This window comes from Micromonospora sp. WMMD1219, assembly GCF_049315215.1.
GTDB classification, from domain to species: domain Bacteria; phylum Actinomycetota; class Actinomycetes; order Mycobacteriales; family Micromonosporaceae; genus Micromonospora; species Micromonospora tulbaghiae.
Genome location: NZ_CP186057.1, coordinates 5,420,944 through 5,443,334, shown reverse-complemented (window position 1 = coordinate 5,443,334; position 22,391 = coordinate 5,420,944). Strand labels below are relative to the sequence as shown.

Annotated in this window: 13 protein-coding genes; 12 read left to right on the top strand and 1 reads right to left on the bottom strand. The window is 72.0% G+C overall.

The features are described 5' to 3' along the window. The first annotated feature begins 106 nt into the window (after positions 1-106). The 4 genes from ACN27C_RS25370 to ACN27C_RS25355 all read left to right on the top strand — a co-directional run bounded on the left by ACN27C_RS25370 (position 107) and on the right by ACN27C_RS25355 (position 3,638). Complete coding sequence (locus tag ACN27C_RS25370) at positions 107-781, top strand: response regulator transcription factor (RefSeq protein WP_091428148.1); 675 nt, start codon at positions 107-109, stop codon at positions 779-781. Beyond that, positions 778-2,127 (top strand): sensor histidine kinase, encoded by a 1,350-nt coding sequence (locus ACN27C_RS25365; protein ID WP_120570053.1) that lies wholly within the window; start codon positions 778-780, stop codon positions 2,125-2,127. Before ACN27C_RS25370 ends, ACN27C_RS25365 begins: the two co-directional genes overlap by 4 nt. Beyond that, the gene (locus ACN27C_RS25360; RefSeq protein ID WP_120570052.1) at positions 2,124-2,687 is read left to right on the top strand and encodes a GerMN domain-containing protein; all 564 of its coding nucleotides are present in this window, start codon (positions 2,124-2,126) and stop codon (positions 2,685-2,687) included. The genes ACN27C_RS25365 and ACN27C_RS25360 overlap by 4 nt, the downstream gene beginning before the upstream one ends. A 141-nt stretch (positions 2,688-2,828) precedes the next feature. Further along, the gene (locus tag ACN27C_RS25355) at positions 2,829-3,638 is read left to right on the top strand and encodes a SigB/SigF/SigG family RNA polymerase sigma factor (protein WP_091428154.1); all 810 of its coding nucleotides are present in this window, start codon (positions 2,829-2,831) and stop codon (positions 3,636-3,638) included. A 51-nt stretch (positions 3,639-3,689) separates the two neighbouring features. Here the strand turns inward: ACN27C_RS25355 and ACN27C_RS25350 are convergent, their stop codons facing one another. Next, a complete protein-coding gene (locus ACN27C_RS25350) occupies positions 3,690-5,690 on the bottom strand; it encodes a glycosyl hydrolase family 28-related protein (RefSeq protein ID WP_364807345.1) in 2,001 nt (666 codons plus the stop codon). A 198-nt stretch (positions 5,691-5,888) separates the two neighbouring features. Here ACN27C_RS25350 and ACN27C_RS25345 point away from each other — a divergent pair, with 198 nt between their 5' ends. From ACN27C_RS25345 to lanKC, 8 genes are all read left to right on the top strand, one after another. Then, positions 5,889-6,890, top strand: a complete 1,002-nt coding sequence (locus ACN27C_RS25345) for a LacI family DNA-binding transcriptional regulator (protein WP_422748593.1) — start codon at positions 5,889-5,891, stop codon at positions 6,888-6,890. A gap of 294 nt (positions 6,891-7,184) precedes the next feature. Beyond that, entirely contained in the window at positions 7,185-8,561 is a 1,377-nt protein-coding gene (locus ACN27C_RS25340) for an ABC transporter substrate-binding protein (protein ID WP_422748591.1), read from the top strand. A gap of 226 nt (positions 8,562-8,787) precedes the next feature. After that, complete coding sequence (locus ACN27C_RS25335; RefSeq protein ID WP_422748589.1) at positions 8,788-9,573, top strand: carbohydrate ABC transporter permease; 786 nt, start codon at positions 8,788-8,790, stop codon at positions 9,571-9,573. Positions 9,574-9,576: 3 nt separating this feature from the next. Then, entirely contained in the window at positions 9,577-10,464 is an 888-nt protein-coding gene (locus tag ACN27C_RS25330) for a carbohydrate ABC transporter permease (protein ID WP_091428165.1), read from the top strand. Between the two features lie 77 nt (positions 10,465-10,541). Beyond that, a complete protein-coding gene (locus ACN27C_RS25325) occupies positions 10,542-12,167 on the top strand; it encodes a glycoside hydrolase family 13 protein (RefSeq protein WP_422751672.1) in 1,626 nt (541 codons plus the stop codon). Positions 12,168-12,280: 113 nt separating this feature from the next. Continuing rightward, positions 12,281-15,160, top strand: coding sequence for a discoidin domain-containing protein (locus ACN27C_RS25320; RefSeq protein ID WP_422748586.1), 2,880 nt, complete (start codon positions 12,281-12,283; stop codon positions 15,158-15,160). Positions 15,161-15,257: 97 nt separating this feature from the next. Further along, a complete protein-coding gene (locus tag ACN27C_RS25315; protein WP_422748584.1) occupies positions 15,258-19,544 on the top strand; it encodes a discoidin domain-containing protein in 4,287 nt (1,428 codons plus the stop codon). Positions 19,545-19,770: 226 nt separating this feature from the next. Then, entirely contained in the window at positions 19,771-22,389 is a 2,619-nt protein-coding gene (gene lanKC, locus ACN27C_RS25310) for a class III lanthionine synthetase LanKC (protein ID WP_422748582.1), read from the top strand. The last annotated feature ends 2 nt before the right edge of the window (positions 22,390-22,391 follow it).

The window sequence follows — 22,391 nt, the reverse complement described above, 5'->3', positions numbered from 1 at the left end:
CAGGGATCTTGGAGGTCACCGGACGGTTGTATGACGGTTCGATGACAAAAACCACGAACGGCCCACGCGATTGGGCGACCCGTGCCGCGCCGGTCATGATGCCCATATGACGGCCGTACTGGTGATCGAGGACGACGACCGCATCCGGCTCGCGCTGCAGCTCGCCCTGGAGGAGGAGGGCTACGAGGCGTACGGCGCCCCGACCGCGGAGGACGGTCTGCGCCGGCAGCGGGAGAAGCCGGCCGACTACGTGCTCGTCGATCTGATGCTGCCCGGCATGAACGGGTTCGACTGCATCCGCCAACTGCGCCGCGACGACGACGTGCCGGTCGTGGTGATCAGCGCCCGCGACGACACCCACGACATCGTCGCCGCGCTGGAGGCGGGCGCCGACGACTACGTGGTGAAGCCGGTCGCGATCAAGGAGCTGTCCGCCCGGCTGCGGGCGCTGCGCCGACGCGTACGCACGGTGTCCGGGCCGGTGCCCGCCCAGTTCTTCGGCGACCTGGAGATCAGCGCGGAGGCCGGCGAGGTGCGGCGCTCGGGACAGCCGGTGCCGGTCACCCGCACCGAGTTCCGGCTGCTGTGCGAGCTGGCCGAGCACGCCGGCCGGGTGCTGTCGCGCCAGCAGCTGCTCAGCCGGGTCTGGGGTTACGAGACCGGCGACGAGCGGCTCGTCGACGTGCACGTGGGCCGGCTGCGGCAGAAGATCGAACCCGACCCGGCCAACCCGCGCCACCTGGTCACGCTGCGCGGCCTCGGCTACAAACTCCAGCGATGACCCGTCCCGGCCTGCGCGCCCGGGTCACCGCGGCGTTCGCCGTGGGGGCGTTGCTGCTGTCCGCGCTGATGGCCCTGTTCTCGTACGACCTGACCCGGCGCTCGCTGCTCGACGAGCGGGAGCGCACCGCGGTCCGGGCCGCCTACTACGACGCCGCCGTGGTCCGTTCCGGCCTGGACACCGGCACCCCGGACGTGGTGGCCGTGCTGCGCTCGCTCGACACCGGCAGTGCCCGCCGCCCGCTGCTGCACCTGCCCGACGGCTGGTACGCCCGTACCGCCGACGTGGGCGCCAGCTCCGTGCCGGTGGAGCTGCAGCGGATGGTGGCCGACGGCAAGCCCGCGGTGCAGCGCATCCGGCTCGACGGGCAGCCCGCGCTGCTGGTGGGCGTGCCGCTGCCCGGCGCGCTCGGCTACTACGAGCTGACCTCGCTGCGGGAGGTCGAGGAGACGTTCCAGGTGGTGGGCCTGGCGCTGATCGCGGTGGCGATCATGGTCGCCGGTGCGGGCGCGGCGCTCGGCTGGTACGCCACCCGGCACAGCCTGCGGCCGCTCACCGCGGTCGCCGACGCGGCGGAACGGATCGCGTCCGGCGACTTCGCCACCCGGCTCGACCCGACCACCGATCCCGACCTGACCCGCCTGTCCAGCTCGTTCAACGAGATGGTCGACAAGCTGGTGCACCGCATCGAGCGGGACCGGCGCTTCGCCGCCGACGTGAGCCACGAGCTGCGTTCGCCGTTGCAGACCCTGGCCGCCGCCGCGAGCGTGCTCAACCGCCGCCGGGAGCACCAGGACGAGCGCACCGCCACCGCGGCGGGCCTGGTCGCCGACGAGGTGACCCGGTTCCAGCGTCTGGTCGACGACCTCATCCAGCTGGCCCGCACCGAGCAGCCGGCGCACCGCGAGACCGTCGACGTGGTGGAGCTGACCCGGGCCACCTGCCGGGAACGGTCGCTGCCGGAGAGCCTGGTGACAGTCGACGGCGACGCCCCGCGCCTGTGGTGGGTCGACCGGCGCCGGTTCGCCCAGACGCTGCTGAACCTGCTGGAGAACGCCGAGCGGTACGGCGGCGGGCCGGTCGCGATCCGCCTCGGCGGGCGAGACGGCGTGGGCGTGCTGGAGGTCGACGACGACGGTCCGGGCGTGCCGCCCGGCGACCGCGAGATCATCTTCGACCGGTTCGTCAGGGGCCGGGCGGCGCACGACCGGGCCGGCACCGACGGCACCGGCCTCGGGCTCGCGCTGGTGGCGCAGCACGCCGCCGCGCACGGCGGTACGGCCGCGGTGCTGGACCGCGGGCCCGGCGCCCGCTTCCGGGTCGAGCTGCCCGGAGCGCTGCGATGAGCCGCCGGCGGCTCCTGCCCGGCCTGCTGGCGGCCGTGCTGCTGGCCGGCTGTGGGGTGCCGGTGGACGACGAGCCCCGCGTGGTGCAGACGCCGCCCGGCGCGTTCCCGACCCCCGCAGTCTCGTCGACCGCCGACGGGGACGGGCGGGTGGACGAGCCGTTCTGCTTCGTCCGCGACGACGGGCTGGTCGTGGTCAAGCGCCGGGTGGACGGGCTGCCCGGGGTGGACTCGCACCTCCAGCACCTGCTGGCCGGGCCGGACGGCGGCGAGCGCCGTCAGGGGTTGGCCACGGCGCTGCCGGGCACGGTGGCGGTGGCCGGGGCGACGCTGACCGGCACGCTGGCCACCGTCGACGTGCGCCAGGCCGGGGAGGAGACCGGCCGCAACGACGAGGTGCTCGCCTTCGGGCAGATCGTGTGCAGCCTCACTCAGCGGCCCGACGTGTACAGCGTGGCGTTCCGCCGGGACGGGCAGCCGCTGGAGGTGCCACGCGCGGACGGAAGCCTCTCCGCGCTGCCGCTCACCGCCGCCGACTACCGGCCGCTGTTACCTCGCTGACGCCCTTCCTCGCCGCTCTGTCCGGATATGAACCGAAATCTCCATCGTCCGTTCGGTTGATTTGGCGGTGACCTTTGGTCTAGTGTGGCTGGCACGACCGGTGTGGGAGGCCACCCGTTCTCCGAGGACAGGAAGGGCAGCATGACCACGATGACCATGGCATCGACCGCGACCGAGGTGCAGCGCGCGCCGCAGACCGGTGAGGAGAGCCGCGCCAGTGAGCTGATCGCGGCGCTCGCCGCGCTGCCCGCCGACCACCCCCAGCGGGCCGCCCTGCGCAACCAGGTCATCGAGGCGTGGCTGCCGCTGGCGAACCACCTGGCCGCCCGCTACAGCGGTCGCGGCGAGCCGGCCGGCGACCTGGCCCAGACCGCGGCGCTCGGCCTGATCAAGGCCGTCGACCGGTTCGACGCCTCGCGCGGCGTCGACTTCGCCGGCTTCGCCATCCCGACCATCCTCGGCGAGATCAAGCGGCACTTCCGCGACCGCACCTGGAACATCCGGGTTCCGCGTCGCCTCCAGGAGCTGCGGCTGCGCATCTCCGAGGCCAACAGCACGCTGACCCAGACGCTCAACCGGGCCCCGACCGTCGCCGACATCGCCGCCCACCTCGACGTCACCGAGGAAGAGGTGCTGGAGGGCCTGGAGGGCGCCCGCGCGTACAACGCGGTCTCGCTGTCCACCCCGATCGGCGACGGCGACAGCGCCACCGAGCTGGGCGACACGCTCGGCACCGAGGACAACGAGTACGAGCTGGCCGACCTGCGCGCCTCGCTCGGCCCGGCGCTCGCCACGCTCGACGAGCGGGAGCAGAAGATCCTCACGCTGCGCTTCTACGGCAACCTGACCCAGAGCGAGATCGCCGCCCGGGTCGGTGTCTCCCAGATGCACGTGTCCCGGCTGCTCGCCCGCGCCCTGACCAAGCTGCGCGGCCAGCTCACCGAGGCCTGAGCCACCCGTACCGCGACCCCCGCCGGCCCGGCCGGCGGGGGTCGCGTCGTGTCACCAGCGCGAGGGCGGAGGCGGCGGCACCACGGGCGGCCGGTCGTCGCAGGTGATGGTGTTCGGCAGCAGCCACGACGCCAGCCAGCCGCCGTCGTTGCCGCCGAGGTCGGTCAGGCCGAACTCCGACCCGGCCGGGGTGAAGTGGAACGACCCGCAGTTGTTCACGCCGACCGCGCCCACGTTGCGGGCGTCGACGTTCGCGAAGCTCGCCCCGCCCGCCGTACGCGCGCTGACCACCGACGTCCCGGTGCCGTCGACCCGGATGTCGCGGAAGCGGACGTTGTCGATGCGGACGCTGTCCTTCACCGGCCAGTCGCTGACCAGCATGATCGCGTTGTAGGTGCTGTCCAGGTACGCGTCACCGCGCACCTCGATGTCCGCCGCGTCGATGCTGCGGTCCAGCGCGTAGAACCAGATCGCGCCGAGGCCGATGTTCCAGTTCAGGTCGTACGTGCCGGCCCGGACCGTGGTGTTGCCGGTGATCCGCAGCCGGCCGGTGAACGGCTCGGCCCCGAACCGGGAGCCCACCTGGATCGCGCTGCCCTCGCGTACCGGATCGGCGATCAGGTTGTGCGCCACTGTGAGGTCGGCGCCGCCGTACAGCGCGATGCCGTTGGCGAGCACCGGAGACTGCACGGTGTTGTACGCGAACGTGTTCGACGCGTTGGCAGTGCCCTCCGACCACATCGCCAGCGCGTCGTCGCCGCTGTTGCGGACCACCGAGTTCGTCACCGACGAGTGCGTGACCCCGGTGTGGAGGTTCAGGCCGTCGGCGATCTGGTCCGCGATCACCGTGTTCGTGACCCGCAGGCCGGTCATCGGCCCGTCGAACCACATGCCCACCTTCGTGTGGTGCAGGTAGAGGCCGTCGATCGTGCTGCGGTTGAGCGCCCCGCCGACGGCGTTGACCTGGTCGGTGTCGATCCGCTCGCGTACGTCGCCCTCGATCGCGAAACCGGACAGGTGCACGTCGCTGCTGCCGCCGTCGGCGGCGTCGCGGCCGTAGAAGCCGACGCCGGTGTGGCGGGAGCCGTCGGGAGCGGGCGGGTCCAGCGCCACCTCGCGTCCCCGCACGACCGTGTACCAGCTGCCGGCCCCGGCGATCGTCACGTCGTCGACGACCACGTGCCGGTTGACCTGGTAGGTACCAGGCGGCAGGTAGAGCGGGCGGTCCACCCGGCGGGCGTACGCGATCGCGCGGTCGAACGCGTCGGCGGACTCCCGCCGGCCGGTCGGATCGGCGCCGAAGGACAGCGCGTTCACCGCGCGGGGGACCGTCCGGGGCGGTGCGACGAGGTGTGCGTCCACCAGGTCGATCACCGTCCACGCGGCGGCGGTGCCGCGCGGCGCGGTCAGCCGGACCACCTCACCGGCCCGGTGGGTACGGCCGAGCAGCATCCGCTGCTCGTCGTAGAAGTGGTGTGGCCGGAACGGCTTGGCGATCACCGGCGCGGGTGTGGTGGCGGCCGGGACGCAGGAGCACTCGGTGATCCACCAGTCCGGGTGCAGCAGGTCGGCGCCGGGGTCGTTGGTGAACGGGTACTGGTTGTAGAGCCAGGCGTACTGCGAGGTCAGCGTCATGGTGCGCGCGGGCGCGTGCCCGACGGAGACCCGCAGGGGCGCGGTGATCCCGCCGCCGCCGGGCGCGTCCGGGATGCTGTAGCGCACGGTGAGCGCGTTCGTGGACCGGGGGAGCGTCAGTTCGACGTACTGGCCGGGCAGCAGGCGCACCGCCCGGCGGCCGGACGCCTCACCGGCCAGTGTGTACGCCGACCGGTCCGGCCCGATCACGGTGCCTGTGGTGCGGCCGTGTTCCGCCTCCTGCTCGACGTAGTCCACCGTCGCGCCGCGACCGGCGACGAGCGCGGGGTCGAGCCCGGCGCGGGTCACCACGGGGGCCGGTCCGCGCGGCGGGCCTGCCGCGGCGGCGCCGGGTGGTGCGAGCAGGGCGGCGGCGACGACCAGCGCCGCGAGGATCCTCGGCACGCTCCGCGACATCGGAGCACCCACTTTCTCGGGGAGGGGTGGCCTCGGCGGCGCAGGCCATCGACAAGGTTCCTCATGTTATTCCGGCGTCCTGTTGACTTTCAAGCATCAATCTGCTCGCATCTTTCGGACCGATTGCCCGCCCGGACGGCAAGACCTGACCGCTCCGGCTGTTCATTTCTTGCAAGAATCCGACGTACGATTGCCGCCGTGACGAAGCGCCTGACCGAGGTTGCCCGCAAGGCGGGTGTCAGCGAGGCCACCGTGAGCCGCGTGCTCAACGGCCGCGGCGGCGTGTCCGAGGCGACCCGGACCGCCGTGCTGACCGCCCTCGACGTGCTCGGCTACGAGCGCCCGACGAAGCTGCGCGGCGAGCGCGCCCGCCTGGTCGGCCTGGTGCTGCCGGAGTTGCAGAACCCGATCTTCCCGGCGCTGGCCGAGGTGGTCACCGGATCGCTCGCGCAGCGCGGCTTCACCCCGGCGCTGTGCGCCCGCACCATCGGCGGCGTGCCGGAGTCCGGGTACGTGGAGATGCTGCTCGACCACCAGGTCAGCGGCGTCATCTTCGCCGGTGGCTCGTACGCCCTGGCCGACGCCTCGCACGAGCACTACCGGCGCCTGACCGACCGGGGCCTGCCGGTGGTGCTGGTGAACGCCGGTGTCGAGGAACTGAGCTTCCCGCGGGTGTCCACCGACGACGCGGTCGCCGTCGAGCAGGCGTACGGGCACCTGCGCTCCCTCGGCCACGAGCGGATCGGCATGGTGCTCGGCCCGGCCGACCACGTCCCCTCGCGCCGCAAGCTCGACGCCATGGTCCGGGCCGCCGGCTGGGGCGAGGACCGGTCCCTGGTGGAGCGGTCCAGCTTCTCCATGGAGGGCGCCCGGGTCGCCGCCACGAAACTGATCGAGCGCGGCGCCACCGGGATCGTCTGCGCCAGCGACGTGCTGGCGCTGGGCACCATCCGGGCCGCCCGCCGCCTGGGCTGCGCCGTACCGGCCGACGTGTCGGTGGTCGGGTTCGACGACTCGGCGTTCATGACCTGCACCGATCCGCCGCTGACCACCGTGCGGCAGCCGATCGAGACGATGGGCCAGGCCGCCGTGGACCTGCTGGTGACCCAGATCGACGGCGCCGGCGTACTGCACGACGAGCTGCTGTTCGAGCCCGAGCTGGTGGTGCGCGGCTCCACCGCTCCCGCCCCTCGGCGCTGACCCGACCCTCTCCTGCCTCGCCCCGCGTCCATCCAGGACCCGGGGCCGGCCGTCGTTCCCCGAGGTGACACCGACTCCGCGATCTGCGTGACCAAGTCGTGTTCTTGCGTTCTTGAGTCGGTATCTTGCTGTCGATGGTTCATGTCGTTACAGTGACTCCACTCACACCTGACCCGGGGCGCGGTTTCCGGAGGCAGGGCGCGCGCCGGTTGCCGTTCCACCACCGAGGCAGCCGCGCGGTCACCGCACATCAGTGAAGGCCATGGATACACCCGTTCCCGAAGGGATGGACAGATGTCCGTACCGCAGTATCGGAAGGTCGCGGCGCTCGCGCTCGCGGCCGGCCTCGGGCTCAGCCTTGCGGCGTGCTCCACCAAGAGCGACGACAGCAGCGACGCCGGCGGCAAGGTCACCATCACGGTCGACTGCCAGCCGGTCGGCGCGCAGAAGGAACTGCTGAAGAACTGGAACGACGACGTCGCCGAGTTCCAGCGGCAGAACCCGGACATCGTCGTGAAGAGCGTCAGCGTCGGCGAGCAGTGCAACAACCCGCCGGACTTCACCGCCCGCCTGGCCGGCGGCACCGTCACCGACGTGTTCTACGGCTACATGACCGACCTCCAGCAGGTGCTGGACTCCGGCCAGGCGATGGACATCGGCCAGTACGCCACGAAGGACACCATCCCCACCTGGGACAGCGTCGACCCGGCGCTCAAGGACGTCTTCACCGACGGCGGCAAGCTCTACGCCGTACCGGTGAAGAACTACTCGATGGGCCTGATCTACAACAAGGCGCTGTTCCAGCGGGCCGGGCTCGACGTGAACAACCCGCCGAAGACCTGGCCCGAGGTGCGCGCCGCGGCCAAGAAGATCTCCGCGCTGGGCGACGGCATCGCCGGGTACGCCGAGTACAGCGCCGGCAACACCGGCGGCTGGCACTTCACCTCGCTGCTCTACTCCCAGGGCGGCCAGGTGCTCAGCGCCGACGGCAGGAAGGCCGACTTCAACAACGCGATGGGCAAGCAGGTCCTGCAGAACCTCAAGGACATGCGGTACGGCGACAACAGCATGGGCAGCCGGCAGCTGCTCCAGTGGGGTGACCTGCTCACCAACGCCGGCGCCGGCAAGGTCGGCATGTTCATCGGCGCGCCGGACGCGACCCAGGCGATCGTCAGCCAGTTCCAGGGCAAGTACCAGGACTGGGCGATGGGCCCGCTGCCCGGCCAGGACGGGCAGGCCTTGGCGACGCTCGGCGGCGGCGAGGGTTACTTCTTCAAGAAGGGCCTGAGCCCCGAGCAGGTCAAGGCCGGCCTGAAGTGGCTCGCCTACCAGAAGCTGACCCCGGGCAAGGGCCAGTTCGACTACGTGCGCGCCAAGCCGCAGAACTACCCGGTCGGCCTGCCCCAGCCGCTGCTGTTCACGAACGGCAGCGACGCGCAGAAGCAGGAACTGGAGCTGCGCAAGGCCAACGCCAACGTGGACACCACCAACTTCGCGGTCTTCGAGGCCAACCCGGTGCCGATCAAGGGCGAGCCGCGCAACGCCCAGGCGATCTACGCGGTGCTCGACGCCGCGATGTCCGGGGTGCTGACCAACCCGAACGCGAACATCGACGCGCTGCTCAAGACCGCCGAGGACAAGGTCAACCAGCTGCTGGCCGCGCAGAGCTGACCCGACCGGAGGTGGGGCCGGCGCACCGGCCCCACCTCCCCGAGCACCGCAGGAGTCGCCTTGGCGCTCACCACCGCCCCCGGCGCCACCCGCCGTACCGGCCCCGTCGCCGTCGCGCACCGCCGGACGCCGCGCCGGTCTCGGCCGCAAGGTCCGGGACAACCTCACCGGGCACACCTTCCTCATCGGCGCGGTCGCGTGCTTCGCCGTCTTCTCCTGGTACCCGATGGTCCGCGGCGTCGTGATGAGCTTCCAGCGCACCCGCCGGGGCGAGACCACCTGGGTGGGCTGGGACAACTACAGCCGGATCATCGCCGATCCGAGCTTCTGGACCGCCTGGAAGAACACGTTCGTCTTCACCGGCCTGGCGCTGGTGCTCGGCTACCTGGTGCCGTTCTTCGTGGCGATCCTGCTCAACGAGCTGCGCCACGCCAAGGGCTACCTGCGGGTGCTGGTCTACCTGCCGGTGATGCTGCCGCCGGCGTCCGCGCTGTTCCTGTTCAAGTTCTACGCGTACGACCCGAGCGAGGCGGGACTGTTCAACGCGATCCTCACCGCGCTGGGACTGCCCACGTCGGAGTGGATGCAGTCGCCCACGATGACGATGCCGGCCATGGTGATCGCGTCGACCTGGATGAACATGGGCGGCGCGGTGCTGATCTACCTGGCCGCGTTGCAGAACATCCCCGGCGAGCTGTACGAGGCCGCCGAGATCGACGGCGCCGGGCTGTGGCGGCGCATCCTGCACGTCACGGTGCCGCAGACCCGGCTGATCCTGGCGCTGCTGGCGATGCTCCAGATCGTCGCCACCATGCAGCTGTTCATCGAGCCGCTGATCCTCGCCAACGGCGCCGGTACGCAGGACTCGGCGACCTCCGTGGCGTACCTGATCTACCAGCACGGGTTCTTCCAGAACGACCTCAACGGCGCCGCCGCGCTCGGCGTGATCATGCTGGTGGTGCTGGCCGGGTTCTCCGCCGTCTACCTGCGACTGACCGCGAGACAGGACTAGGACATGGCCGCCGACCTCACCACCCGCACCCTCGTCTCCCACGCCCAGCTGCGGCGCGGTCGTGGCCGCGTCCTCTACTGGATCGTGCTCTCCGTGGTCGTGGCCGGGTTCACGCTGGTGTTCCTCGGCCCGCTGTACTGGATGGTCACCGGCGCGCTGAAGTCCGGCCAGGAGATCGCCCAGACACCACCGACGCTGTTCCCGCGCGACCCGCAGCCGGGCAACTACGTCGACGCCTGGACCAATCTCGACCTGGCGAAACTGCTGTTCAACACGTTCTACTACGCCACCGGGGCGGTGCTGTTCCAGCTCGTCCTCGACACCGCCGCCGCGTACGCGCTGTCGAAGCTGCGCCCGGTGCTGGGCAAGCTGATCCTCGGCATGATGCTGGCGACGCTGATGATCCCGGCGATGGTGCTGATCGTCCCGCAGTACGTGACGGTGATCGACCTGCCGATCGTGCACGTCAACCTGCTCGACTCGCCGTTCGCGATCTGGCTGCCGCTGGTGGCGAACGCGTTCAACATCTTCCTGCTGAAACGGTTCTTCGACTCCATCCCGGAGGACCTGATGGCCGCCGCCGTGATGGACGGCGCCTCCCCGCTGCGCACGCTCTGGTCCATCGTCCTGCCGATGTCGCGTCCGATCCTCGGCGTGGTGGCGATCTTCGCGGTGACGGCGGTCTGGAAGGACTTCCTCTGGCCGAAGCTGGTCATGCCGTCACCGGAGACGCGGACCGTCAGCGTCGGCATCTACGCCTTCGCCGGCGGCACGCCGATGAACGTGGTCATCGCCGCGTCGGTGATCGCCGCGATCCCCACAGTCGTGCTGTTCCTGATCTTCCAGCGCAACATCATGTCCGGCCTGACCACCGGCGGCCTCAAGGGCTGACCCCGCGCCACCGCCCGCATCCGGGCCGCGAGCCCGCCGCAGCAGAACCGACCCGCAGAAAGCAGGTGCCCGTGTCCATGGCCGACAACAGCTCGTGGTGGCGCTCCGCGGTGATCTACCAGGTCTACCCGCGCAGCTTCGCCGACGGCGACGGGGACGGGATCGGCGACGTCGCCGGCATCCGGTCCCGCCTGGATCACCTCGCCGCGCTCGGCGTCGACGCGATCTGGTTCAGCCCCTGGTACCCGTCGCCGATGGCCGACGCCGGCTACGACGTGTCCGACTACCGCGACATCGACCCGGTCTTCGGCACGCTCGCCGAGGTGGAGGCGCTGATCGCCGAGGCGCACGCGCTCGGCATCCGCAGCATCGTCGACGTGGTGCCCAACCACTGCTCCGACGCGCACCCGTGGTTCCGGGCCGCGCTCGCCGGCGGGCCGGCCGCGCCCGAGCGGGAGCTGTTCTGGTTCCGCGCCGGGCGGGGACCGGGGGGTGACCTGCCGCCCACCGACTGGACCGGCGAGTTCGGCGGACCGACCTGGACCCGCACCACCGACCCGGACGGCACGCCCGGCGACTGGTACCTGCACCTGTTCGCCCCGCAGCAGCCCGACTTCAACTGGGACCACCCCCGGGTCCGCGCCGAGTTCGAGGACATCCTGCGCTTCTGGTTCGAGCGGGGTGTGGACGGCATCCGCATCGACTCGGCCGGTCTGCTCGTCAAGGACGGCACGCTGCCCGAGGTCCACCCCGACCGGCCGCACCCGTTCCGCGACCAGGACGGCGTGCACGACGTCTACCGCGCGTGGCGGCGCATCGCCGACTCGTACCCGGGCGGACGCGCGCTGGTCGGCGAGGTGTGGCTGCCCGACCGGCAGCGGTTCGCGAACTACCTGCGCCCGGACGAGCTGCACACCGCGTTCAACTTCGACTTCCTCGGCTGCGCCTGGGACGCCACAGCGCTGCGGGAGAGCATCGACGGCACGCTCGCCGCGCACGCCCCGGTCGGCGCACCGGCCACCTGGGTGCTGTCCAACCACGACGTCACCCGCCACGTCACCCGGTACGGCCGCGCCGACACCCGGTTCAGCTTCGCCGCCAAACGCGAGGGCATCCCCACCGACCTGGAACTGGGCACCCGCCGGGCCCGCGCCGCCGCGCTGCTGTCGCTCGCGCTGCCCGGCGCCGCCTACGTCTACCAGGGCGAGGAGCTGGGCCTCTGGGAGGTCGAGGACATCCCGTACGAGCTGCGGCAGGACCCGATGTGGGAGCGGTCCGGCCGGGTCGACCCGGGCCGCGACGGCTGCCGGGTGCCGCTGCCCTGGCAGGGCGACACCCCGCCGTTCGGGTTCAGCCCCGACGGCGCGAACGCCGTGCCGTGGCTGCCGCAACCGGCCGACTGGAAGGACCGCACGGTCCGCGCCCAGACCGGCGACCCGCACTCGATGCTGGAGCTGTACCGGGCCGCGCTCACGCTGCGCCGCGCCGAACCCGCGCTCGGCGACGGCACGCTCACCTGGCTGCCCGCACCGCACGGCGTGCTCGCGTTCGCCCGCGAACCCGGCTTCACCTGCCTGGTCAACCTCGGCGGCGCAGCCGTGCCGCTGCCCGCGCACGACCGGCTGCTGCTCGCCAGCGGCCCACTCGACGACGACCGGCTGCCACCGGACACCGCGGTCTGGCTGCGTACCCGGTCGGCCTGACCGCGGCGCCGGCGGCCCGTCCCGGCCCCCGCCACGCCGCCACCTGGGGAGGAGGAAGGAGAGGCAACGCCGCACGGGGGATCTGGCCACCGACGAAAGGGAGCACACCCCGCATGGCCGAGCACCGCACCGCGCACCGCCACCGCAGCACCGGCGTGGCCGCCCTCGCCGCCGCCGCGCTCGCCGCCTCGACACTCGTCGTCGTGGCGCTCACCACGACCGCCACCCCGGCGCACGCCGCCGGACTGTCCCCGTTCGACATCACCGGACGCGGCGCCACAGCGCCGTTCCGGGAGCAGGAGGCCGAACAGGCCGCGCACACCGGCACGAGGATCGGCCCCGACCGGCGCTACGGCACGCTGCCGTCCGAGGCGTCCGGCCGGGAGGCGGTCACGCTCGACGCCGCCGGCGAGTACGTCGAGTTCACGCTCACCGCCCCGGCGAACGCGGTCACTTTCCGGTACAGCCTGCCGGACAACGCCGCCGGCACCGGCCGCGACGCCACCATCGACCTGCGCGCCAACGGCACGCTGGTCAAGGCCGTGCCGGTCACCTCCCGGTACGGCTGGTACTACGGCGGCTACCCGTTCAACAACAACCCGGGCGACACCAACCCGCACCACTTCTACGACGAGACCCGCACCATGTTCGGCACCACCTACCCGGCCGGCACGAAGATCCGCCTCCAGGTCTCCTCGACCGCCCAGTCGCCGACGTTCACCATCGACCTGGCCGACTTCGAGCTGGTCGGGGCGCAGATCACCAAGCCGTCCGGCGTACTGGACGTGGTGACCGACTTCGGTGCCGACCCGACCGGCGCCACCGACTCGACGGCGAAGTTCCAGGCCGCCGTGGACGCCGGAAAGGCGCAGGGCCGGGCGGTGTGGATCCCGGCCGGCACGTTCACGCTCTGGGACCACGTGGTGGTCGACGGCGTGACGCTGCGCGGCGCCGGCCCCTGGTACTCGGTGCTCGGCGGCCGGCACCCCACCGACCGCAAGCGCGCCGCCGGCATCTACGGCAAGTACGTGCCGGGCGGCGGCTACTCCGGCGAGATCCGCCCGCACGAGGCCGGCGGACCCAGCCGCAACGTCACGCTGCGGGACTTCGCCGTCATCGGCGACATCCGGGAACGCGTCGACGAGGACCAGGTCAACGCCATAGGTGGCGCGATGACGAACTCGGTGGTGGACAACCTGTGGTTGCAGCACACCAAGGTCGGCGCCTGGATGGACGGTCCGATGGACAACTTCACCATCCGCAACAGCCGCATCCTCGACCAGACCGCCGACGGGGTGAACTTCCACTGGGGCGTCACCAACTCCACGGTCACCAACACGTTCGTCCGCAACACCGGTGACGACGCGCTGGCCATGTGGGCGCAGAGCGTGCCCAACGTCGGCAACTCCTTCACCCGCAACACCATCGGCGTGACGATCCTGGCCAACCACCTGGTCACGTACGGCGGGCGGGACATCACCATCGCCGACAACGTCACAGCCGACTCGGTCACCAACGGCGGCGGCATCCACGTGGCGAACCGCTATCCGGGCGTCACCGGGCCGACCGCCGTGTCCGGCACCATCACGGTGGCCCGCAACACCCTGATCCGCAACGGCAACTCCGACTACAACTGGCAGTTCGGCGTGGGCGCGATCTGGTTCTCCGCGCTCAACGAGCCGATTCAGGGCGCCACGATCAACGTCACCGACACCGACATCCTGGACAGCTCGTACGCGGCGCTGCACTGGATCGAGGGGCAGACCAGCGGCATCTCGTTCGACAACGTGCGAATCGACGGCGCGGGCACGTACGCGCTCCAGGTGCAGGCGCCCAGCCAGGTCCGGTTCACCAACGTCCGCGCCACCGGCATCGCCCAGTCCAACCCGATCCACAACTGCGTCGGCAGCGGCTTCCAGATCACCCAGGGCGCCGGCAACTCGGGCTGGTACACGCCCACCCCGTACTGCGGGCCGTGGCCGCAGCCGCAGTGGGGCAACGGCCCGTCCAGCCCGCCGCCCACCAGCCCGGCGCCGACCACGGCAACGCCGACGACAGCAGCGCCGACCACAGCGCCGCCGACCACGCCGCCGCCGGCCGGCGGGAACCTGGCCCTGGGCCGGCCGGCGACCGCCACCAGCACCACCCAGACGTACGCCGCCGGCAACGCCGTCGACGGCAACCCGGCCAGCTACTGGGAGAGCGCCAACAACGCGTTCCCGCAGTCGCTCACCGTCGACCTCGGCGCGTCCCGCACCGTCGACCGGGTGGTGCTCAAGCTCCCGCCCGGCTGGGAACGGCGTACCCAGACGCTGTCGGTGCTCGGCTCCACCGACGGCTCCTCGTACACCACGCTGGCCGCGTCGGCGGGGCGCGTGTTCGACCCGGCCGCGGGCAACACCGTGTCCATCGCGCTGCCGTCCGGCGACCGGCGGTTCGTCCGGGTCACGGTCATCGGCAACACCGGCTGGCCGGCGGGCCAGCTCGCCGAACTGGAGGTGTACGGCGGCGGCACCACCACGCCGACCACGCCGCCGCCCGCCACGACCCCGCCGCCCACCACCGCGCCGCCGGCCGGCAACCTCGCGGCGGGCCGTCCGGTTGCCGAGACCAGCCACGCCGACGTGTACGGCGCCGCCAACACCGTCGACGGCAACGCGAACACCTACTGGGAGAGCGCCAACAACGCCTTCCCCCAGTCGGTGACAGTCGACCTGGGCAGCGCCCGGCCGGTCGCCCGGGTGGTGCTGAAGCTGCCCCCCTCGGCAGCCTGGCAGACCCGCACCCAGACCGTGTCCGTGCTCGGCTCCACCGACGGCTCGTCGTTCTCGACGCTCAAGGCGGCGGCGGGCTACACGTTCGACCCGGCGGGCGGCAACAGCGTGTCGATCGCGCTGCCCGCCGGTGACCGCCGCTTCGTGCGGCTGACCTTCACCGGCAACACCGGCTGGCCGGCCGGCCAGCTGTCCGAGTTCGAGGTGTACGCCTCCTGACCCGGCGCGGCGGGGGCCGCCCCGGTCCCCGCCGCGCCACCGCACCCCCACCCCGAACGCCTCTCCACCTCCCCCGGGAAGAAGGTGTCCGTCCACCATGTCCAGACTCCGTACCGGAATCGTCGCGGTGCTCGCCGCGGTCGGCCTGGTCGTCACCGCGGCCCCCGCCCCACCGGCCCTCGCCGCCGGCGGCCCGAACCTCGCCGCCGGGCGTACCGCCACCGCCAGCAGCGTCAACGGCCCCTACGTCGCGGCCAACCTGACCGACGGCAACCAGGGCAGTTACTGGGAGAGCAGCGGCGCGCTGCCCCAGTGGGCGCAGGTCGACCTCGGCACCAGCCGCGCCGTCGACCAGGTCGTGCTGAAGCTCCCGGCGGCCTGGGAGGCACGCACCCAGACGCTGTCCGTGCAGGCAAGCGCCGACGGCAGCGGCTTCACCACTGTCGTCGCGTCCGCCGCCCGCACGTTCAGCCCGGCCGCCGCCAACACCGTGACGCTCGGCTTCACCGCCGCGAACGCCCGCTACCTGCGGGTCGTGATCACCGCGAACACCGGCTGGACCGCCGCGCAGCTCGCCGAGCTGGAGGTGTACGGCGCGGCCACCTCCTCGACCAACCTGGCGCTCGGCCGGACCATGACCGAGAGCGGCCACGCCGACGTGTACGGCGCGGGCAACGCCAACGACGGCAACGCGGCCACCTACTGGGAGAGCCCGAACAACGCGTTCCCGCAGTGGGTCCAGGCCGACCTGGGCGCCGCCACCAGCGTCAACCGGCTCGTGCTGCGGCTGCCGTCCGGCTGGGGCGCCCGCACCCAGACGATCACCGTGCAGGGCAGCACGAACGGCTCCACGTTCGGCACGCTCGTCGGGTCCGCGTCGTACGCGTTCGACCCCGGCGGCGGCAACACGGTGACTGTCACGGTGCCCACCGCGTCCACCCGCTACCTGCGGCTGCTGTTCACCGCGAACAGCGCCTGGCCCGCCGGGCAGCTCGCCGAGCTGGAGATCTACGGCCCGGTCACCGGCGACACCCAGGCGCCGGGCGCGCCGGGCAACCTCGCGTTCACCGAGCCCGCCACCGACCAGGTGCGGCTGACCTGGACCGCGTCGACCGACAACGTGGGCGTCACCGGCTACGACGTGTACGCCAACGGTGTGCTGCGCACCAGCGTCGGCGGCACCACGCTCACGTACACCGACACCCAGCCGGCCGGGACCACCGTCTCCTACTACGTGCGGGCCCGCGACGCGGCCGGGAACGTGTCGGCGAACAGCAACACGGTCACCCGGACCGGCAACACCGGCGACACCGTCGCGCCCACCGCGCCCGGCAACCTGGCCTACACCCAGCCGGGGAGCGGGCAGATCCGGCTGACCTGGACCGCGTCGACCGACAACGTGGGCGTCACCGGCTACGAGGTGTACGCCAACGGCACGCTGCGCACCACAGTGAGCGGGTCCACGATCACGTACACCGACAGCCAGCCGGACAGCGCCACCGTCTCGTACCACGTCCGGGCCCGCGACGCCGCCGGGAACGTGTCCGCGAACAGCAACACCGTCACCCGCACCGGCAGCACGTCCGGTGGCACCAACCTGGCGGTCGGCAAGCCCGCTACCGCGTCGTCGATGGTGCACGTGTTCGCCGCCGCCAACGCCGTCGACAACGACGTCTCCACGTACTGGGAGGGCGCGCCCGGCGCGTACCCGAGCACGTTGACCGTCGCGCTCGGCGCGAACGCGAGCATCAGCGCCGTCGTGGTGAAGCTCAACCCGGACCCGGCGTGGGGCGCGCGCACCCAGACGTTCCAGGTCCTCGGCCGGGAACAGTCCGCGTCCGGCTTCACCAGCCTGGCCGGCTTCGCGACGTACTCCTTCAACCCGAACAGCGCCAACACGGTGACCGTCCCGGTCTCCGCGACCGCCGCCGACGTCCGGCTCCAGTTCACCGCGAACTCCGGCTCATCCAACGGGCAGGTCGCCGAACTCCAGGTCATCGGCGTCCCGGCGCCGAACCCGGACCTCACCGTCACGGCGGTCACCGCCTCGCCGTCCGCGCCGGTGGAGACCGACGCGATCACGTTGTCCGCCACCGTGCGCAACGCCGGCACCGCGACCTCCGCCGCCACCGCCGTCACCCTCTACCTGGGTACGACGAAGGTCGGCACCGCCGCCGTCGGCGTGCTCGCCGCGGGCGCGTCGAGCACCGTCTCGGCCGACATCGGGGTACGCGACGCCGGCAGCTACCCGCTCACCGCGAAGGTCGACGAGTCGAACGCGGTGATCGAGCAGAACGAGGCGAACAACTCCTACACCAGCCCGACCGCGCTGACCGTCAGCCCGGTCGCCAGCTCCGACCTGGTCGCCTCCGCCGTCACCTGGTCACCCGGCACGCCGAGCGCCGGCGCCACCGTCTCCTTCGCGGTGACGCTGCGCAACCAGGGCACCATCGCGTCGGCCAGCGGCGCGCACGGCATCACGCTGACGGTGCGCGACCAGTCCGGCGCGGTGGTGCGCACGCTCACCGGCTCGTACAGCGGCACGATCGCCGCCGGGGCCACCGCCGGCCCGGTGTCGCTGGGCACCTGGACCGCCGCCAACGGCCGGTACACGGTGCGGGTGGTGGTCGCCGACGACGCCAACGAGCTGCCGGTCAAGCGGCAGAACAACTCCAGCGACCGGTCGCTGTTCGTCGGCCGCGGGGCCAACCTGCCGTACGACGCCTACGAGGCCGAGGACGGCACGACCGGCGGCGGCGCGCAGGTGATCGGCCCGAACCGCACCATCGGCGACCTCGCCGGGGAGGCGTCCGGCCGCCGCGCGGTCACGCTCAACACCACCGGCGCGTACGTCGAGTGGACCACCCGCTCGGCGGCCAACGCCCTGGTGGCCCGCTACTCCATCCCGGACGCGCCGGGCGGCGGCGGGATCGACTCGACGATCAACGTCTACGTCAACGGCGTGCTGCACAAGCCGATGAGCCTCACCTCCAAGCACATCTGGCTCTACGGCGCCGAGGCCGGGCCGAGCGACTCGCCGAGCGCCGGCGCGCCCCGGCACCTGTACGACGAGGCGAACGTGCTGCTCGACACCACGGTCCCGGCTGGTAGCCGGATCCGGCTCCAGAAGGACCCGGCGAACACCACCACGTACGCGATCGACTTCGTCGACACCGAACTGGTGTCGCCGCGCGCCAACCCCGACCCGGCCCGCTACAGGGTGCCGACCGGGTTCAGCCACGCCGACGTGCAGAACGCGCTCGACGCGGTACGGATGGACACCACCGGCACGCTGGTCGGCGTCTACCTGCCCGCCGGCACGTACGAGACGGCGCAGAAGTTCCAGGTGTACGGCAAGGCGGTGAAGGTCGTCGGCGCCGGCATGTGGTACACCCGGTTCCAGACGCCGCGCAACCAGCAGAACACCGACGCCGGTTTCCGGGTCGAATCCTCGGCCAGCGGCTCCACGTTCGCCCACCTGGCGTTCTTCGGCAACTACACCAACCGGATCGACGGTCCCGGCAAGGTGTGGGGCGAGCTGAAGGACGTGGACGACCTGACGCTCGACAGCGTCTGGGTGGAGCACACCGTCTGCGCGTACTGGGGGGTGAGCGTGGACGGGCTGACCATCCGGGACAGCCGGTTCCGCAACACCTTCGCCGACGCGGTGAACATGACCAACGGCAGCACGAACAACCTGGTCACCAACTCGGAGGGCCGCTCCAACGGCGACGACGCGTTCGCGCTGTTCTCGGCCACCGACCAGGGCGGCTCCGGCGGCAACCACGGCAACGTGTTCGAGAACCTGACCGCGACGCTGACCTGGCGGGCGGCCGGGCTGGCGGTGTACGGCGGCTACGACAACGTGTTCCGCAACCTCTACATCGCCGACCAGCTCACGTACTCGGGCATCACGATCAGCTCGCTGGACTTCGGCTACCCGTTCGTCGGGTTCGGCGCCAGCCCGCCCACCCGGTTCGAGAACATCTCGCTGATCCGCTCCGGCGGGCACTTCTGGGGCGCGCAGACGTTCCCGGCGATGTGGTTGTTCTCGGCGTCGAAGGAGTTCCGCGGCATCCGGGTGAGCGACGTGGACATCGTCGATCCGACGTACTCGGGGATCATGTTCCAGACCAAGTACAACGGCAGCCAGCCGGAGAACCCGATCACCGACACGGTGCTGACGAACGTGTCGATCTCCGGTGCGCGGCGCAGCGGTGACGCGTTCGACGCGAAGTCCGGCTTCGGCATCTGGGTCAACGAGATGCCCGAGGCCGGTCAGGGGCCGGCTGTCGGGTCGGCGAGGTTCACCAACCTCCGCCTGAGCGACAACTTCCAGGACATCCGCAACACCACGAGCACGTTCACCATCACCCGCGACTGAGATGGAAAGAAGGGGCCCCCTCAACGCCTCCGGCATTGAGGGGGCCCTTTCTTCACACCCGTGGAGGTTCGGCACTGGTCAACCCGGGTTCGCGAATTCAAACTCCGCTTTTGTCACGACTTCGCAGTGCGGAACTCACCGTCCCGTCGTGACTCATCGCACTGTGCCCGCGACTCCGCCATCCGCAGGATTGACGTCAACCGATCAGCCGGTGGAGGCACCCGACATGGACGAACGGTACGACTCGTACTGCGCGGTCGATCCGCTCTTCTACGACTCGCTGGCCGGCACCACGACCGAGGCCGGCGGCTACCTCACCGGTCCGGTGCCGCAGGGCTGGGAGTGCGAGGTCAAGGACGACTGGATGATCCACGGACCGGTCGGCGGATCCCTCCCCGCGCAGGGCTGGAAGATTCACGTGTCCGCCCGGCTGGACAACGCCGAGCGTGTGCTGGCCCGGGTGGCCGACTACTGCCGGCCCCGGGGCATCCCGTTCAAGCATCTGCGCGGCCCGCGCCTGCTGCTCATGCGCAACAGCAAGTACGCCCGGCGCGCCGCCAGCGGGAAGTTCGTCACCGTCTACCCCCGCGACGACGCCGAGCTGGAGCTGACCGCCAAGGAACTTGCCGACCTGCTCGCCGGTGAGCCGGGGCCGTACATCCTCAGTGACCTGCGCTACGGCGACGGCCCGGTGCACGTCCGCTACGGCGGTTTCGCGGCCCGCTACTGCGTCTCCGCGGACGGCCAGACGGTGCCGGCGATCGAGGGCCCGGACGGCGTCCTGGTGCCCGACCGGCGGGACCCGGTGTTCCACGTGCCGGAGTGGGTGACCCTGCCCGACTTCCTCGCCCCGCACCTGGCCGCCCGCAATGCGGCGACGACGACCGACCTGCCGTACCGGATCGAGAAGGTGATCCACTTCTCCAACGGCGGCGGCCTGTACGAGGCTCGCGACACGCGCACCGGGCGGCGGGTGGTGCTCAAGGAGGCCCGCCCGCACGCCGGCCTGGACGCGACCGGCACCGATGCGGTGACCCGGCTGCGCCGCGAGGCGGAGACGCTGCGCCGGCTGGCCGACGTGCCGCACCTGGTGCGGGTGCACGACGAGTTGAGCTTCGGCGGGCACGAGTTCCTCGCGCTGGTCTTCGTCGAAGGGCGGCCGCTCAACCAGGTGGTGGTCGAGCGGTACCCGCTGGTCCACGCCGACGCCGACGCCGACCGGGCCGACTACACCCGCTGGGCGCTCGACGTGCACCGCCAGGTCGCGGAGGCGGTCGCCGCCATCCACGCGCACGGCGTCGTCTACGGCGACCTGCACATGTTCAACGTGATGGTGGGCGACGACGGCGCGGTGACGCTCATCGACTTCGAGGTGGCCACCGACGTCGCCGAGGCGACCCGGCCCGCGCTGCGCAACCAGGCGTTCGCCGCGCCGCGCGACCGCACCGGCGTCGACGTCGACCGGTACGCCCTGGCCTGCCTGCGCCTCGCCCTGTTCCTACCGCTGACCGCGATGCTGCGGCTGGTCCCGGCCAAGGCGGCGCACCTGGCCGACGTGGTCGCCGAGAACTTCCCGGTGCCGCGCGAACTGCTGGACGAGGCGGTCGAGGTGATCGTGGGCGGACGCCGGGCGGACCTGCGCCGCGCCGTCACGATCGACCCGGACGACTGGCCCGGCCTGCGCGACCGGCTTGCCGAGGCGATCACCGCGAGCGCCACCCCGGACCGCGACGACCGGCTCTTCCCCGGCGACATCCGCCAGTTCGCCGGCGCTGACGGCGGGCTCAACCTGGCGTACGGCGCGGCCGGGGTGCTCTGGACGCTGCACGTCAGCGGCGCCGGCACCGACCCCGCGCACGAACGGTGGCTGATCGACCGGGCACGCCGCCCCGCCTCCGGCAGCCGGCTCGGCCTCTACGACGGGCTGCACGGCATCGCGTACGTGCTGGACCTGCTCGGTCACCGGGACGAGGCGGCGCGCCTGCTCGACCTGTGCCTCGACCAGCCCTGGACGGAGCTGCGCGACGACCTGACCGGCGGGCTGTCCGGCATCGCGTTGAACCTGGCGCACTTCGCCGCGCGCACCGGCGAACGGCGTTACGCCGACGCCGCCCGACGGGCCGTCGAGGTGGTGGTGGGCCGGCTCGGCGACGTCGACTCGGTCGCGGAGATCAGCGGCGGGCGGCACCCGTACGCGGGGCTGGCCCGGGGCGGAGCCGGCGTGGCGCTGATGCTGCTGCGGATGTACGAGCGGTACGGCGACGACGACCTGCTCGACCACGCGCGCATCGCGTTGCGCCAGGACCTGCGCCGCTGCGTCCGGCGCGACGCCGGGCACCTTGAGGTCAACGAGGGCTGGCGGACCATGCCCTACCTGGCCGAGGGGAGCGTCGGGATCGGGTTGGTGCTCGACCAGTACCTGCACCACCGGCCCGACGACGACCTGCGCGACGAGGCGGCCGCGATCCGCCGCTGCGCCGACTCCCCGTTCTACGCGCAGTCCGGCCTCTTCGCCGGCCGCGCCGGGGTCGTCGCGTACCTCGCCGAGCGGGGCGAGCGGGACGCGGCCCGACAGCAGGCCCGGCTGCTCGGCTGGCACGCCCTGCCGTACCGGGACCGGACCGCCTTCCCCGGGGACCAGCTCCTGCGGCTCTCCATGGACCTGGCCACCGGCACCGCCGGGGTACTCGCCGCGCTCGCCGCGACGCGGCCGGACGACGCGCTCCACCTGCCGTTCCTGACCCCGCTGCCCGACGCGACGCGCGTCGCGGGCGCGGACCGGACGGCCACCGACCCCCCGGCTTCCCCGGGGCGACCCCGCACCGACGTGACCGGAAGGAGGTGAAT